Annotated in this window: 12 protein-coding genes; 8 read left to right on the top strand and 4 right to left on the bottom strand. The window is 43.8% G+C overall.

What is annotated here, in order from left to right; all coding sequences use genetic code 11:
• The first annotated feature begins 531 nt into the window (after window positions 1-531).
• Window positions 532-1,470, top strand: a complete 939-nt coding sequence (locus tag FFM64_RS08585) for an alpha/beta hydrolase (protein WP_137607603.1) — start codon at window positions 532-534, stop codon at window positions 1,468-1,470.
• Window positions 1,471-1,527: 57 nt separating this feature from the next.
• On the opposite strand, the gene FFM64_RS08580 is transcribed toward FFM64_RS08585, so the two are convergent.
• The 3 genes from FFM64_RS08580 to purB form a co-directional block, all read right to left on the bottom strand.
• Window positions 1,528-2,640, bottom strand: coding sequence for a glycerate kinase (locus FFM64_RS08580; protein WP_137607602.1), 1,113 nt, complete (start codon window positions 2,638-2,640; stop codon window positions 1,528-1,530).
• 13 nt (window positions 2,641-2,653) lie between these two features.
• Window positions 2,654-3,016 (bottom strand): hypothetical protein, encoded by a 363-nt coding sequence (locus FFM64_RS08575; protein WP_137607601.1) that lies wholly within the window; start codon window positions 3,014-3,016, stop codon window positions 2,654-2,656.
• A 220-nt stretch (window positions 3,017-3,236) separates the two neighbouring features.
• A complete protein-coding gene (purB, locus tag FFM64_RS08570) occupies window positions 3,237-4,535 on the bottom strand; it encodes an adenylosuccinate lyase (RefSeq protein WP_137607600.1) in 1,299 nt (432 codons plus the stop codon).
• Between the two features lie 316 nt (window positions 4,536-4,851).
• Between purB and FFM64_RS08565 the strand changes: the two genes are divergently transcribed.
• The 4 genes from FFM64_RS08565 to FFM64_RS08550 all read left to right on the top strand — a co-directional run bounded on the left by FFM64_RS08565 (window position 4,852) and on the right by FFM64_RS08550 (window position 8,873).
• On the top strand, window positions 4,852-6,141 hold the full coding sequence (locus tag FFM64_RS08565) for an adenylosuccinate synthase (RefSeq protein WP_137607599.1): 1,290 nt from the start codon (window positions 4,852-4,854) through the stop codon (window positions 6,139-6,141).
• 19 nt (window positions 6,142-6,160) lie between these two features.
• Window positions 6,161-7,132 carry a GMP reductase gene (locus FFM64_RS08560; RefSeq protein WP_137607598.1) on the top strand — a complete coding sequence of 324 codons (972 nt, stop codon included), beginning with the start codon at window positions 6,161-6,163 and terminating at the stop codon, window positions 7,130-7,132.
• Between the two features lie 102 nt (window positions 7,133-7,234).
• Window positions 7,235-8,023, top strand: a complete 789-nt coding sequence (locus FFM64_RS08555; protein WP_137607597.1) for a tyrosine-protein phosphatase — start codon at window positions 7,235-7,237, stop codon at window positions 8,021-8,023.
• A gap of 142 nt (window positions 8,024-8,165) precedes the next feature.
• Entirely contained in the window at window positions 8,166-8,873 is a 708-nt protein-coding gene (locus FFM64_RS08550; RefSeq protein WP_223876936.1) for an SDR family oxidoreductase, read from the top strand.
• A 91-nt stretch (window positions 8,874-8,964) separates the two neighbouring features.
• On the opposite strand, the gene cls is transcribed toward FFM64_RS08550, so the two are convergent.
• Window positions 8,965-10,410, bottom strand: coding sequence for a cardiolipin synthase (cls, locus tag FFM64_RS08545; RefSeq protein WP_171000354.1), 1,446 nt, complete (start codon window positions 10,408-10,410; stop codon window positions 8,965-8,967).
• 128 nt (window positions 10,411-10,538) lie between these two features.
• Here cls and FFM64_RS12335 point away from each other — a divergent pair, with 128 nt between their 5' ends.
• From FFM64_RS12335 to FFM64_RS08535, 3 genes are all read left to right on the top strand, one after another.
• Window positions 10,539-10,691, top strand: coding sequence for a hypothetical protein (locus FFM64_RS12335; protein ID WP_171000352.1), 153 nt, complete (start codon window positions 10,539-10,541; stop codon window positions 10,689-10,691).
• Between the two features lie 320 nt (window positions 10,692-11,011).
• Entirely contained in the window at window positions 11,012-12,445 is a 1,434-nt protein-coding gene (locus FFM64_RS08540) for a branched-chain amino acid transporter BcaP (protein ID WP_137607594.1), read from the top strand.
• A gap of 184 nt (window positions 12,446-12,629) precedes the next feature.
• Window positions 12,630-14,663: a KUP/HAK/KT family potassium transporter gene (locus tag FFM64_RS08535; protein ID WP_137607593.1), complete on the top strand. Its 2,034-nt coding sequence runs from the start codon at window positions 12,630-12,632 to the stop codon at window positions 14,661-14,663.
• Window positions 14,664-14,733: the final 70 nt, after the last annotated feature.

Here is a 14,733-nt window from a genome sequence, read left to right as displayed (position 1 = left end):
AACACCTCAATGAGCTATAAAACAACCTAAAATTTTTCATTTACTCCTCCAAAGTAATGAAATTCATAATGACATGCGACTCCCCATCGCATGTCTGCCCTACTCCTTTTTCCACCGTATTCCCCGATACGGTGGTTTTTATTACCAGCTTACGAGGGCCTGGGGTGAACATGCACATTGCCTAAGCATGCAAGGTTTATGAACGCTCACTAAACTAAGCAGTCACGACGCTTACCTTTTAACTATCAAACGGGTATACTATTGTTATGGTGATTGAACTTGTCACTCAGTCACCATATCTTTTTCATTTACTCCTCCAAAGTTAATGAAAAAAGTCTCGCTGGGCATTCAAACCTAACGAAACGAACTACTCCTTTTGCCGTCGCGTAAAGCGATGGTTTTTTATTTCCCACACCATTTTACTCAGTGACTTCGTTGCAGCGATTTCAGCCCCAATCGTTTTCAGAAAAGTTGCAATCACAAATCATCAGGTAGTATCATTACCAAGTAAGAAGTTAAGGAGTTGATTAGATGAAAAAACGGAGTTGGATTGCCGCTTTAGGGACCCCCATCGCCTTATTTTCAGCAACATTAATTGCAAGTGAAAAGTTATATAACTTTGCTTTCAAACGTGTCGATTACGTTCCAGAAACCTCGGCAGACAAACAAAAATACGCCGATGCCTATTGGTCATACGTCAATTGGTTACATCGCCAGCCCACTCAAGACTGGCAGTTAAATATTAACGACGAAGCCAACCACCTCGTGGCAAAATACGTGCCAGCTAAGAATACCAGTCGCCGCACTGTCATCATTTCTCATGGTTATAAAGGTGACGGTGAAACAATGGCTAACTATGCTTATATGTTCCATAACATGGGTTATAACGTCCTCCTGCCCGATGATCGCGGACATGGTCAAAGTGCTGGGAAATACATCAGCTTTGGGTGGCAAGATCGGCGCGACTATCTCGGCTGGGTCGATGAAGTCATTGATCAAACTGGGGTACAAGCAGAAATCGTCTTATTTGGCGTAAGCATGGGTGGTGCCACGGTTGAAATGATGAGTGGTGAAGTCCTGCCACCGCAAGTTAAGGCCATTATTGCCGACTGCGGTTACACGAGTGTCGAAGAAGAACTGGCTTACTTGCTCAAACGCCAATTCCATTTGCCAAAATTCCCATTTGTGCCAATCGTAAGCTTTATTAATCGGCATCGCATGGGCTATTTTTTGAGTGACGTCAGTTCCGTTGAACAGTTACGACACAACAAACTGCCGATTTTCTTTATCCACGGCGAGAAGGACGTCTACGTTCCCAGCTGGATGCTCAAAAAGAACTATCAAGCAGCTGGCGGACAAAAATCCATGTGGCAGGTACCGAATGCAACTCACGCCGAAAGCTTTTGGATTGGCCCAGCAGAATACGAAAAACACGTTTCGGCCTTTTTAGACCATTATTTAACTGATTAAAAAAATCGTTATTTTCATGTCAATTTGACTGAAAATAACGGTTTTTTAGATTGATTTTTAATTTGCAGCTAAGAGCCGTCCCAGCCGATCAGCCATTCGCTCAAGATTAGCCGGTCCTTGTTGCATGGCCTCCGCCAAAGTTGAAACATGATCTACGATTGGCAAAACTGTCGTGACACCGTGGTCAGCGAATGCCTGATTTGCCCCCTTTTGATTACCAACCAATAAATAACAATTTTTACCGGCTTGTTGAGCTAGTTCACTTATCTGAATTGGCACTTTACCCATAAAACTCTGGTCATCAACCTGGCCTTCACCAGAGATGACTATGTCGACTCGCTGAACACGAGCCGCTAACTGGCTCAACTCTGCAATCAGTTTAAAGCCAGATTTTACCTGAGCACCTAAGAAATAACGTAAGGCAAACCCAATCCCACCGGCAGCACCATCGCCAAGATGAGCACTGACTTTTCCAGTGGCAACTGTCAGATAATGCTGCATTGCACAATCATATTGCGCCACCTTTTCTACAGCCAACCCTTTTTGTGGACCAAAAATAGCAGCCGCACCTTGTTCGCCAGTCAATGGATTCGTCACATCTGAGGCATTGATAAATTGAACATGTTTTAACTTAGTATTTGCCTGCGTCGCGTCTATCTCAGCAACCCGTCCCAAATCCGCGCCAACCATCTCGAGCTCATGATGGGCTGCGTCAAAGAATCGATAACCAAGGGCTCGCAAGATTCCAGCGCCACCATCAACCGTGCCACTACCACCTAGTCCAATGATAATTTTTTTCGCGCCGTGCTCAAGCGCTGCCTTAATCAGCAACCCCGTCCCATAGCTGTTAGTGTTGGCTGGATTTAAGCCACCACTTAAAAACTGAATTCCGGATGCCGCTGCGACTTCAATCACCGCTAACTGCTCGGCCGCAAAATAACCGTAAGTGGCTTTGATTGGTCGTTGCGCTACATCAACGGTCGCAACCGTTAGCCGCTCACCGCCAGGCTGATTGGCTAAAAAAGCCGCAACTGTGCCCTCACCGCCATCCGCAATCGCTATCTGCTGTGACATAATTCCGTGTGCAGCTAACGCGGTTGCGACCAGTTGGTTGGCCTGGATACTGGTCATAGAATTTTTAAATGAATCAATTGCAATTAATGCTTGCATTGAAGATCCCTTCTTACTTTTTTAGTCGTTGAATTTCCAATGTTTGCGTGGCGTCTTTAATTGGCACCAATTGAAAATCACGCGCATTATTTTTGAGCACATAAGTCCCCGCGTAACGTCCCGTCTGAATCACTAAGTCATCATCCGAATTGAAATAGTACATCCAGCTGATTCTTGAACCAGTGGTCGACTGGATTTTAATCTGATTAGTCGTAAAACTAGTCCGGCCTAGTAGCCGTTTTTGGGGTGTGATCACCGTTAACGTCCACTTTTCATTTTTTAAAACCGCTGGATTTCGTGGCTCGCAAGCCGTCACACTGCTCAACAGCAGTAATAAGCCTAAGCACATCCCAAATTTTTTAAACCATCGTTGCATGTGTTTACTCCCCCTGTAACCACAAGTATATGATAATTGATATTTCAATAAATTAATATGACAAAAAGGCCCTAATTCACGGGTTTACCGTTAAATTAAGGCTTTCTTCAACTGGCAAAGAACTATGTTGGTCAACACACTACTCCAACCTCAAAATTTGAATTTCAATAAAAAAATACGCCACCCAGTAGTTAACTAGGTAGCGCACAATTAAATCATTTTAATCATCTAACCCTAAACGCTTAAAAATATCGTCCACATGACGTAAGTGATAGTGATAATCAAACGCATCATCAATCGCTGCTTGATCCAAATGTTGACGAATCTCAGCATTGCCTTCAATCAACGGCTTGAATTGTAATTGTTCATCCCAAGACTTGGCTGTTAATGGTTGCACCAAATCATAGGCATTTTCACGTGACATCCCAGTATCAATCAGTTTCAACAAGACGCGTTGGCTGTAAATCAACCCGTAAGTATCACCCATATTTTCCTTCATCCGTTCTGGGAAAACAGTCAGCGTTCCGATAATTTTATTAATTCGAGTAAGGATATAATCCGTTAAGATGGTTGTATCTGGCAAGATGATTCGTTCCGCAGAAGAATGCGAAATATCACGTTCATGCCATAGTGGCACATCTTCGTAGGCCGTCATCATATGACCACGAATGACCCGGGCCAGCCCAGTCACATTTTCAGAACCAATTGGATTCCGCTTATGTGGCATCGCTGATGAACCTTTTTGACCTTTATTGAAAAATTCTTCTACTTCATGCGTTTCTGATTTTTGTAGGCCACGAATTTCAGTGGCGAAGACTTCCACGCTCGTCGCAATCAAAGCCATAGTGGCAATGTATTCGGCGTGTAGATCACGTGGCAAGACTTGCGTTGAAATTTCTTGGGCACGAATACCTAACTTATCGCAGACAAATTGTTCAACAAATGGTGGAATGTTGGCGAACGTCCCAACTGCTCCGCTGATTTTGCCTGCTTCCACACCGGCTGCAGCATGTTCAAAGCGTTCGATATCCCGATTAATTTCAGAATACCAACGCGCCAACTTCAACCCAAAGGTCGTTGGTTCGGCATGCACACCATGTGTCCGGCCCATTTCAACGGTATATTTATATTTTTTAGCTTGTTGCGCCAATGTTGCACGTAAATCTTGTAAATCTTGGCGAATAATCGCATTGGCTTGTTTTAAACGATAGCCTTGCGCAGTATCAACCACATCAGTACTGGTTAACCCATAATGGACCCATTTACGTTCATCCCCCAATGATTCGGAAACGTCGCGCGTAAAAGCAACCACATCATGATGAGTTACGGCTTCAATTTCCGCAATCCGGTCAACATCAAACTTAGCATTTTCACGAATCTTAGCGACATCACTTGCTGGAATCTTACCTAACTCAGCCCAGGCTTCATCGGCAGCGATTTCAACTTCCAACCAAGCTTGATACTGGTTTTCCAGGGACCACACTTTGGCCATCTCAGGCCGCGTATAACGATCAATCATTGCTAATCCTCATTTCTATTTACTGATTTACCATCAAAACACGAACATTATTATATCATACCTCACTTTCAAATCATAGGAACGAACAATGAAAAACTCGACTGTTTTTTCATCCATTTTCATTGTAATAACCCATTATGAGGATATTTATTGAATAACTATGAACGATTAGACACTTGCAAATCAAGAACATTCGGTTTTAAGCTTGCGTTCAGTCACTAAAATTGCTATACTCATTCCTGTTGGAGTGGTGAACGTTCTGCCACTCACTGCTATTAATCATTCATAATTAAAATAATTTAATGAGGTGGAAAACATGGCATCAGTCGTAGTAGTAGGTAGCCAATGGGGCGATGAAGGTAAAGGAAAGATCACTGACTTTTTAAGTCAGGAAGCAGATGTGGTATCACGTTACCAAGGCGGCGACAATGCCGGCCACACCATCGTATTTAATGGTAAAACTTTCAAATTACGCTTGGTGCCATCTGGTATTTTCTTCCATGACAAGCTTAGCATCATCGGTAACGGGGTTGTTTTAAATCCGAAGTCTTTAGTAGAAGAATTACAATATCTACGCGACAACGGCGTTCAACCGGATAACTTACGTATCTCCAATCGGGCCCATGTCATTCTTCCTTACCATATTGTTTTAGACGGTGCCCAAGAAAAGTCTAAAGCTGGTGGCAAGATTGGGACGACCAATAAAGGCATCGGTCCAGCTTACATGGATAAGGCCGAACGTATCGGGATTCGGGTCGCTGATTTACTTGATAAAGATACCTTTGCTGAATTATTAAAACGTAACTTAAAAGAAAAAAATCAAATTATCACGAAGTTATATGATTTGGAACCACTTAAATTCGACGATATTTTCGAAGACTACTATAACTATAGTCAACAATTAAAACCATTTGTCACCGACACCTCAGTTGTCATCAATGATGCCTTAGATGCTGGTAAACGTGTTTTATTTGAAGGCGCGCAAGGTGTCATGCTCGATATTGACCAAGGAACCTACCCTTACGTAACGTCTTCTAACCCAGTTGCCGGTGGGGTCACTATTGGTAGCGGTGTTGGCCCTTCTAAGATTGACAATTGTGTCGGCGTCTTAAAAGCCTACACGTCACGCGTTGGTGATGGTCCTTTCCCAACCGAACTCTTTGACGAAGTTGGCAATTTCATCCGCGAAACCGCCCATGAATACGGGACTGTTACCAAGCGTCCCCGTCGAATTGGCTGGTTTGACAGTGTTGTTTTACGGCATGCCAAACGAGTTTCCGGTTTAACACACTTAAGCTTAAACTGTTTAGACGTTTTGACTGGTTTAAAGACCATCAAGATCTGTACTGCTTATGATTTAAATGGCGAAACGATTTATCACTACCCTGCCAGCTTGAAAGAACTCGAAGCTTGCAAACCAATCTATGATGAATTGCCAGGTTGGGACGAAGATATTACCGGTGTGAAGAATTGGGAAGAGCTACCCGTTAACGCACAGAACTATTTGAAGCGTATTGAAGAATTGGTTGGCGTGAAACTGGCGACTTTCTCTGTCGGTCCAGACCGTGATCAAACTAACGTCATCAACCACAACATCTGGGCATAAGTTAAAGGAGTGCTGACTCATGGAGATTTTTGATTACGAAGATATTCAATTAATTCCGAACAAATGTGTCATTAATAGCCGCTCGGAAGCAGATACAACCGTTGAACTCGGTGGTCGGCGTTTCAAGATTCCCGTCGTCCCTGCCAATATGGCAACCGTCATTAACGACGATTTAGCTAAATGGTTGGCCGATAATGATTATTTCTACATCATGCACCGGTTTGCGCCAGAAACACGGCGAGCTTTTATTGAAACCATGCATGCTGAGAAACTTTTTGCCTCGATTTCTGTTGGCGTCAAACCAAGTGAGCACGATTTTATTGATGAACTCGCCGCAGCCAAAATTGTGCCTGAATACATCACGATCGATATCGCCCACGGTCACGCTGACAGTGTGATTGAAATGATCAAGCATATCAAACAGGCCTTGCCTGCTAGCTTCGTGATTGCCGGTAACGTCGCAACTCCTGCAGCCGTCCGTGATTTGGAAAATGCCGGCGCTGATGCGACTAAAGTCGGTGTCGGCCCAGGTAAAGCCTGCATCACGAAAGTCAAAACTGGCTTTGGGACTGGTGGCTGGCAATTAGCCGCGGTTCGTTGGTGTGCAAAAGCCGCTCGTAAACCAATCATCGCTGATGGTGGCGTTCGGACCAACGGTGACATTGCCAAATCAATCCGTTTTGGAGCTACCATGGTCATGATTGGCTCAATGCTTGCCGGACATCAAGAATCACCTGGCAACATTCTTAAAATTGACGGTAAAACATACAAACAGTATTATGGTTCAGCCAGTGAAACACAAAAAGGCGAACATAAAAATGTCGAAGGCAAGCAAATGCTCGTTCCTTATCGTGGGCACTTAGCGGACACCTTAAATGAAATGCAAGAAGATCTCCAGTCATCAATTTCTTATGCTGGTGGTCGTGATCTTAAAGCCATTACTAAGTGTGACTATGTAGTCGTTAAAAATTCTATTTACAACGGTGATTAAAATGAACGACTTGAGTTGTAACTGACTCAAGTCGTTTTCTTTTTGTCACAAGGCTGATGAAAGCGGTTATAATTAAGAAAACGATTAATCGAGGTAATTTAAATGGAACATAATCGTGTTTTACGTTTAGAACACGGCATCAACTTCCGTGAACTGGGTGGTTACGAAACTACCGGCGGTCAAACCATTAAATGGCAAAAGTTACTACGCTGCGGTGGGATGTCCTTGCTCAGTCGACATGACCTCGCCTATTTAAAAGACTACGGCTTGCGTTACGACATTGATCTCCGACAAGCTAGCGAGGCACAGATGGCCCCTGACCACTATCCCAAATCAACCAAATATATGAACACGTCAGTCTATCCATTTACCGATAACCGGCGCTTTGACCATCGCTTAAAACGCCTAATTAAACGGATCATGGTCGATGATAGCTTCGATGCCCAGACATACGCCCAAATGATTACCGACAGTCATCCGGTCAAAGTGTGGCAAAATCTCTTCGCCACACTCTTAGCGAATGATCAGCCAGAGCAATCCGTTTTATTTCACTGTGCAGCCGGAAAAGACCGGACCGGCGTGGCTGCGACATTGATTATGACAGCGCTCGACATTCCCCGTGAGACCATTATCAAAGACTACTTGCTGACAAATGCCGTTTTCATGGCTGCGGATCAGCTCGATAATAACAGTATTATCACCGAAGCCAATAACGGCGATCTTGCCAGCCATTTTAATTCAGCACTAGATGTCGAAGCTGACAATTTAAAGATGGTCTTTCATGTTTTTGACGACCTTTATGGTGGCGGCATCGGCTATTTACGGGAAGTTATTGGCCTAAGTGTCGCCGATATCAATACGCTCAAACAACTCTATTTAGAGAATACCTAGCAAATCACTAGTGCCTTCCAATTCTAATGCAGGTTATGTCGAACAAGTAATTTGTAGATTCGGCTAACTATGGTATTCTCAGTCTTGAATAAAATTAATCATTATGATTAATAAACTTATAGAATAAATGAGGCAAACACACTTGCCACAACTAAAAACGATCATTATCACTGGCGCAACCAGTGGCATCGGTAAAGCAACGGCATTATTAGCAGCCAGTCATGGTCATCAAATTGTCCTAGCTGCTCGCAAAGAAGCTGACCTGCAAGCCACTGCTGAAATGATTCAACAAGCGGGTGGTCAGGCAATTTTCAAACTAACCGATGTCAGTAAAAAAGCCGATGTTCAAGCTTTAATCGATTTTACCTTAGCTAAGTATGGCCGAATTGATGTTTTGGACTTAAATGCTGGCGTGATGAGCTTTGCACCGATGAATGAGATCAGAGTTGATGAATGGGAAAAAATGATTGACATCAACGTTAAGGGCGTCTTATACGGTTTAGCCGCTGCAATTCCAGTGATGGAGAAACAAAAAGGTGGCCAAATTATTGCAACTGATTCGACTGCTGGTCACCAAGTTGGCCAAAACAATACCGTTTATGCCAGCACCAAGTTTAGTGTTCGGGCAATTATGGCTGGTGTCCGCGCAGAAGAAGCCAGCTCACATATTAGAACCATGATGGTTTCACCAGCATTTGTTAACACTGGTTTCTTCGAAGACCAGAGAAATGCCAACTTGGAACAAGTCCCAAAATTGCGTCCCGAGGATATTGCTGCTTCCATCGTTTTTGCCATTGAACAGCCGGATAATGTCGATATTAACGAAATTGTTTTACGACCGACGCTATAATATTTATAAACAACTTAGAAATTGCCACTAATATATAAATCAAAAAAATCACTAATTTAGCTATTTTGAAAACTAAATTAGTGATTTTTTCTTATAGAATTGGCGATAATAATCGTGAAAAGGTTTGTTTGAACTTCAACCAATTAGATTGGTCTTTGAAATCTTGCACTGTAATCAAGCTACTTAATGCTTGGTCTTCCAGAAAGGCCGCTTCAAGCTCTTCCGCCAACACTGTGTCATACAAGAATGCATTGACTTCAAAGTTTAATTTAAAGCTCCGAAAGTCCATATTGGCCGAACCGACTGAAGCAACTTGACCATCGACGACCATGGTCTTAGCATGAATAAATCCATTATTATAATAATAAATTTTCACGCCGGCTTCCGCTAATTCACGGGCATAATATTGCGTTGCCCGATAAACAAAAGCGTGATCCGGTTTATCAGGAACCATAATCCGTACATCAACGCCTGACATGGCCGCAATACGAATCGCGTCTAAAACCGAATCATCTGGAATCAAGTAAGGCGATTGAATCCAAAGATGGTCTTGAGCCGTCATAATCATTTTGATATAACCCATCTTGATTTGCTGACCATCATTGTCAGGGCCACTGGAAACAATCTGCAATGACGTATGGCCCTTCACCTTGATTACTGGGAACATTTCTGCAGTTGGCATGATGCGGTGTTCGGTATCGGTGGCATTCCAGTCTCGAATAAAGCGTTCTTGTAATTCAAACACCCCAGACCCAACGATCCGCAAATGCGTATCACGCCAATAACCGAACTTTTTATCACGACCTAAGTATTGATCACCAACGTTAAACCCACCAACGTACCCCACGCGACCATCCGTGACAACAATTTTTCTATGATCTCGGAAGTTTAGTCGGAAGTCTAAAACTGCTGAACGTGCGCCCAAGAACGGCCGCGCATGACCACCAAGTTCTTCTAAATGTTTGAAGAAACTCCGAAAGGTTCCCATAGACCCCCATGGATCATAAAGGACCCGCACATCCACCCCTTGAGCAGCTTTACGTTCCAATAAATGTAACAATTCGTTACCAATCTTATCGTTATAGAATGTGTAATATTCAATATGAACATGTTGTTTGGCTGCTTCAATGTCTTGAAACATATCATGAAATTTTTTATGACCATCCGTGTAAATCTTCACGCGGTTCTTACGGCTCAGTAATGCGCCATCCGAATTCAAAAAGAGACTAACCATGCCACGTACAGAGCTAGTAACCGCGTCGGCTGGCATTAAATCAGAGCCTAACTCATCTCTTTGACGCTGAATCATTTGTTCCAAACGAATTTGGGTTTCTTTTTTCAAACGGAACAAACGATTCTTCGGTAATTTACGGCCAATGAACGCGTACGCAATAAAGCCGACAACCGGGATCATGATTAGAACTAACAACCATGCCCAAGTCGCCGCAATATCACGCCGATCACGAAAGACCGTCACAACCGCTGCCACCGCATTTAGGACAATGATGACATTGATGATTGGCAAAATATATTGCAATTGAGGCACCCACCTATTTTAATGATATTTTTATTTTACCGCAGATAGTGATTTGTTAATAATCATTACGATTATAATTGTTGCTTTTTTTCAATAAAAAAGTAATAATCTCGTCAGGAGGGTTCATTATGCTCGCAATGTTAGGAATTCATGGGCTCGGACCAATTCGGATGTTTCATTTAACAGAACGGATTGCCGGACCAAAAGGTGCCATTGGGATCTTACTGATTATTATTTTATTAATCGTCGCCTATCGTTACTATCGGCGACACCAATCTTAGCAATGCTTAATCGGCATTGCTTTTTTTTTGACATTATCATTAAAATTTTAGTGCCATGCTTCAAAGTTAAGCTAACAAAGCGGCTCGCTTACCAATAGGCATCAAAAGCAGCATAAGCCTTAGTTTTCTAACCCTTTTTATTTAGTCAGAAATGGTTAACAATTAATAAGTTAATATCGAATTGCCACACATTTTTGGGGAAAATCATCAATTTTAGTTATTATAGCTAATCAAAATAAAATCATCAGTTAAAACAACTACATCAATTTTCTAAAATCCGACTAGAATGAGCACCACTAAATCGAAATGGGGCGGTTTTTATGGATTTAACACACACGCATTTGCTTCGTAAAAAAGATATTGGGGATATGTTAGCCAATTATCACAGTCCATTGAAAAAGGAACTCAAAACTTTCGATCTAACTATGCTGGGGATTGGCGCCATCATTGGGACCGGGATTTTCGTTTTAACCGGGACTGGTGCCCTGACTGCTGGCCCAGGATTAATGATCTCATTCGTACTAGCAGCAATCGCCTGCTTATTCGCCTCACTCTGCTACGCCGAATTTGCCGCGATGGTTCCTGAAAGTGGCTCGGCCTACACCTACTCTTACACGACACTTGGGGAAATCGTCGCCTTCATCATTGGCTGGGATTTAATGTTGGAGTACTTGTTCGCCGTTTCAACCGTCTCTGCTGGCTGGTCAGGCTATTTTCAATCTTTCCTAGCTGGCTTCGGTTTAAAACTACCAACAATTTTAACGGCTGCTCCCGGATCAACGCCAGGGGTGACCACTTTCTTCAATTTGCCGGCCTTCGCCATTATTCTATTGATCACTGCGCTACTCTCATTTGGTGTGAAAGAAACGAAACGCGTCAACAATATTATGGTTGTCATTAAAATCGCGGTCGTGCTATTGTTCATCTTTACCGCAATCCGCTTCGTCAAACCAGCCAACTGGACGCCACTATTACCTTATGGCATGAAAGGCGTTTTTGGCGCCGCTTCAAGCGTATTCTTCGCCTTCATCGGATTCGATGCCATTTCTTCTAGTGTTGAAGAAACGCTGGAACCTTCTAAGACGTTGCCGCGTTCAATGCTCCTCTCACTCGGGATCTGTACAGTCCTCTATGTGGCCGTTTCCGCGATTATGACCGGCGTGGTTCCATTCCGGATGTTCGCGAAATATATCGACCATCCTATTTCAGCCGTTTTAGTGCTATCTGGTCAAAACTGGATGGCCGGCGTAGTTGATCTTGGCGCGATTCTTGGGATGACCACCGTTATGCTGGTCTGCTTATATGGACAAACTCGGATTTCCTTCTCAATGTCGCGTGACGGCTTAATTTCACCATTATTCAGCCGCATCAGCAAAAAGAGTGGCGCCCCCGTTGCCTCGACTGTGTTATTCGGCGCGATTGCCGCAGTCATCGGTGGCTTCATTCCGTTAGCAGACTTAGCCGAATTGGTTAACATCGGAACCTTGACCGCTTTCTTATTGGTCTCCTTCTCAATTCTCCGGCTTCGAAAAACGCAACCCAACTTACGGCGGCCATTCCGCACGCCCTGGGTCCCATTTGTCCCAATCATGTCCATTATCAGCTGTATCTTTCTACTCATTAATTTGAAACCAGTGACCTGGTTACGATTTGTCATTTGGTTGGCAATCGGCATGGTGGTCTACTTTACCTACTCCGTCAAACATTCAAAGCTGAGTCCAACGCAATTGGCAAAAGCAAAAGTTGAAAAATAGTTCCTATGTAAACGGCCGCCAGTGATGGTGGCCGTTTTTTACTGAGAATCTTCACTCACTTAACACAATGACCCGCTGAAAAGTGATAATTTATTTTATTTCAGTCGATAAATTTATCCCTGTTGTTTGAAAACTAGTATAGTATGAGGCACCAATTAGATTGGGTCGTTGGAGGGCTGTCACCATGGAGAAACAACAGGTTCAATCACGAACATTATTTGGAATGTTAATCACGCTGGGAGTCGTTTATGGTGACATTGGGACTTCACCGCTATACGTCATGAACGCCATCATTAATGATGCTGGACCATTAAAACGGGCGACGCCTAACTATGTGATTGGCGCCGTTTCACTGATTTTTTGGACGCTAATGCTCATCACCACGATTAAATACGTCTTGATTGCCTTACGAGCGGATAACCACCATGAAGGCGGCATTTTTGCGTTGTACGCGCTTGTTCGTCATCGTGCCAAATGGTTGATTCTCGTGGCACTGATTGGTGGTGCCGCATTGCTGGCCGATGGTACCTTAACGCCAGCGGTTACTGTTACTTCAGCCGTTGAAGGCTTGCGTGGGCTCCCCGGCATGACTAGTTTTAGTCAGCATCCGTGGTTAATTCCGCTAACCGTTACCGGAATCTTGTTATTCTTATTCATGATCCAAGGTTTCGGCACCGCCACGATTGGAAAATCTTTTGGTCCAATGATGTTCCTCTGGTTCACTGGAATCGGTGTGATGGGTGCCATTAATATCACGCGCGCGCCTGTGATTCTCAAAGCTTTCTCCCCAGTCTATGCCATTCAAGTGTTGTTCAGTCCAACCAATAAAATGGGTATTTTTATTCTAGGAAGCGTCTTCCTAGCAACGACTGGCGCCGAAGCCTTATATTCGGACATGGGACACGTCGGGAAAGCTAATATTGACGCCACTTGGCCATTCGTCTTCCTAACACTCATTTTAAATTATCTCGGTCAAGGGGCCTGGATTATGCAACATTATCAGGTCAGTGCATATCGCAACGCGACCAACCTCAACCCCTTCTATGAAATGATTCCGGGAGAACTGCGAGTCGCAGCCATCATTCTCGCCACGATCGCCGCAATTATCGCATCGCAGGCCTTGATTACCGGTTCCTATACGTTAGTGGATGAAGCAATTGGGCTAAAATTTCTCCCCCGAATGATCATCAAGCACCCCAGCCAGATCCGTAGCCAAATTTATATTGGCGCCATCAACTGGCTATTATGCGGCGTCACCCTCACCATCGTGTGGCTATTTCAAACTTCAGCGCACATGGAAGCCGCCTATGGTCTAGCCATTACCATTACAATGTTAATGACCACGATTCTGCTTACCCAGTGGGTCTTAACCAAGGGACACCGCGGTCTGGCAATCACACTTGGTCTCGGCTTTGGTTGCCTGGAGACGATTTTTCTAACGGCCAGTCTCACCAAATTCAGTCATGGCGGTTATTTGACGTTAGGGCTGACACTGATTATTTTCCTCGTCATGGTGGCTTGGTACTTCGGTAATCGGCGCCGGCTTCACTATAATCAAGATGCCGAACTGGTCAGTCTATTAGACTATCGCCAACAACTCACCCAACTGAGTCACGACGATCGAATCCCATTATTTGCCACTAATCTGGTTTATTTAGCCAAAGTCGATGCCCATTATCGACTCAAACGAACGATCCTGTACTCAATCTTGGATAAGCGACCTAAACGCGCAAAAGTTTACTGGTTCATTACGATTAACGAAACCAACCAACCTTATGACTGTAATTACAGTGTCGATATGCTAGGTACTCGCAACATTGTCGAAGTTCAACTCAATCTCGGATTCAAAAAGTCACAACACGTCACCATCTATCTCCGCGAAATTGTGACCAATCTGATTGCCAATCGTATTATTGATCCGCAACATCCGCATTTTGGAACTGAGAAACACCGGCAAGTTGGCGACTTCAAATTCGTGGTCCAAAACCAACAAATCATGGACTTAGCGAGTTATCCCACTATGCGCCAGCTCGATCGGTTATTAATTGGTGGCCGTGTCTTATTGCAGAACATCACGCCCTCACCCGCAATTTGGTACGGTTTAGAGTTTAGCGATGTTTTGGAGGAAACGACGCCACTGTTTACAACACCTGCAACGGATGTCACCCTGACTAACAGTGCAATTCGCCATCAGATGCAACCACCACGCGAAAAATAAAAAAATACTAAGCTTAGAGGCATAGAAGTTACCCGACGGGGTGCTCCTATGCCTCTATTACTTTATAGTG

The organism is Lactiplantibacillus daoliensis (genome assembly GCF_005405005.1).
Taxonomy (GTDB): Bacteria; Bacillota; Bacilli; order Lactobacillales; family Lactobacillaceae; genus Lactiplantibacillus; species Lactiplantibacillus daoliensis.
Note: the sequence above shows the minus strand (reverse complement) of the source record. Positions and strands in the feature narration are given on the sequence as shown.

What these genes read in the sequence shown, in the direction of transcription:
- FFM64_RS08585 (WP_137607603.1), top strand. Translation starts at nt 532, where the DNA reads ATGAAAAAACGGAGTTGGATTGCCGCTTTAGGGACCCCCATCGCCTTA.
- FFM64_RS08580 (WP_137607602.1), bottom strand. Translation starts at nt 2,640, where the DNA reads ATGCAAGCATTAATTGCAATTGATTCATTTAAAAATTCTATGACCAGT.
- FFM64_RS08575 (WP_137607601.1), bottom strand. Translation starts at nt 3,016, where the DNA reads ATGCAACGATGGTTTAAAAAATTTGGGATGTGCTTAGGCTTATTACTG.
- purB (WP_137607600.1), bottom strand. Translation starts at nt 4,535, where the DNA reads ATGATTGATCGTTATACGCGGCCTGAGATGGCCAAAGTGTGGTCCCTG.
- FFM64_RS08565 (WP_137607599.1), top strand. Translation starts at nt 4,852, where the DNA reads ATGGCATCAGTCGTAGTAGTAGGTAGCCAATGGGGCGATGAAGGTAAA.
- FFM64_RS08560 (WP_137607598.1), top strand. Translation starts at nt 6,161, where the DNA reads ATGGAGATTTTTGATTACGAAGATATTCAATTAATTCCGAACAAATGT.
- FFM64_RS08555 (WP_137607597.1), top strand. Translation starts at nt 7,235, where the DNA reads ATGGAACATAATCGTGTTTTACGTTTAGAACACGGCATCAACTTCCGT.
- FFM64_RS12335 (WP_171000352.1), top strand. Translation starts at nt 10,539, where the DNA reads ATGCTCGCAATGTTAGGAATTCATGGGCTCGGACCAATTCGGATGTTT.
- FFM64_RS08540 (WP_137607594.1), top strand. Translation starts at nt 11,012, where the DNA reads ATGGATTTAACACACACGCATTTGCTTCGTAAAAAAGATATTGGGGAT.
- FFM64_RS08535 (WP_137607593.1), top strand. Translation starts at nt 12,630, where the DNA reads ATGGAGAAACAACAGGTTCAATCACGAACATTATTTGGAATGTTAATC.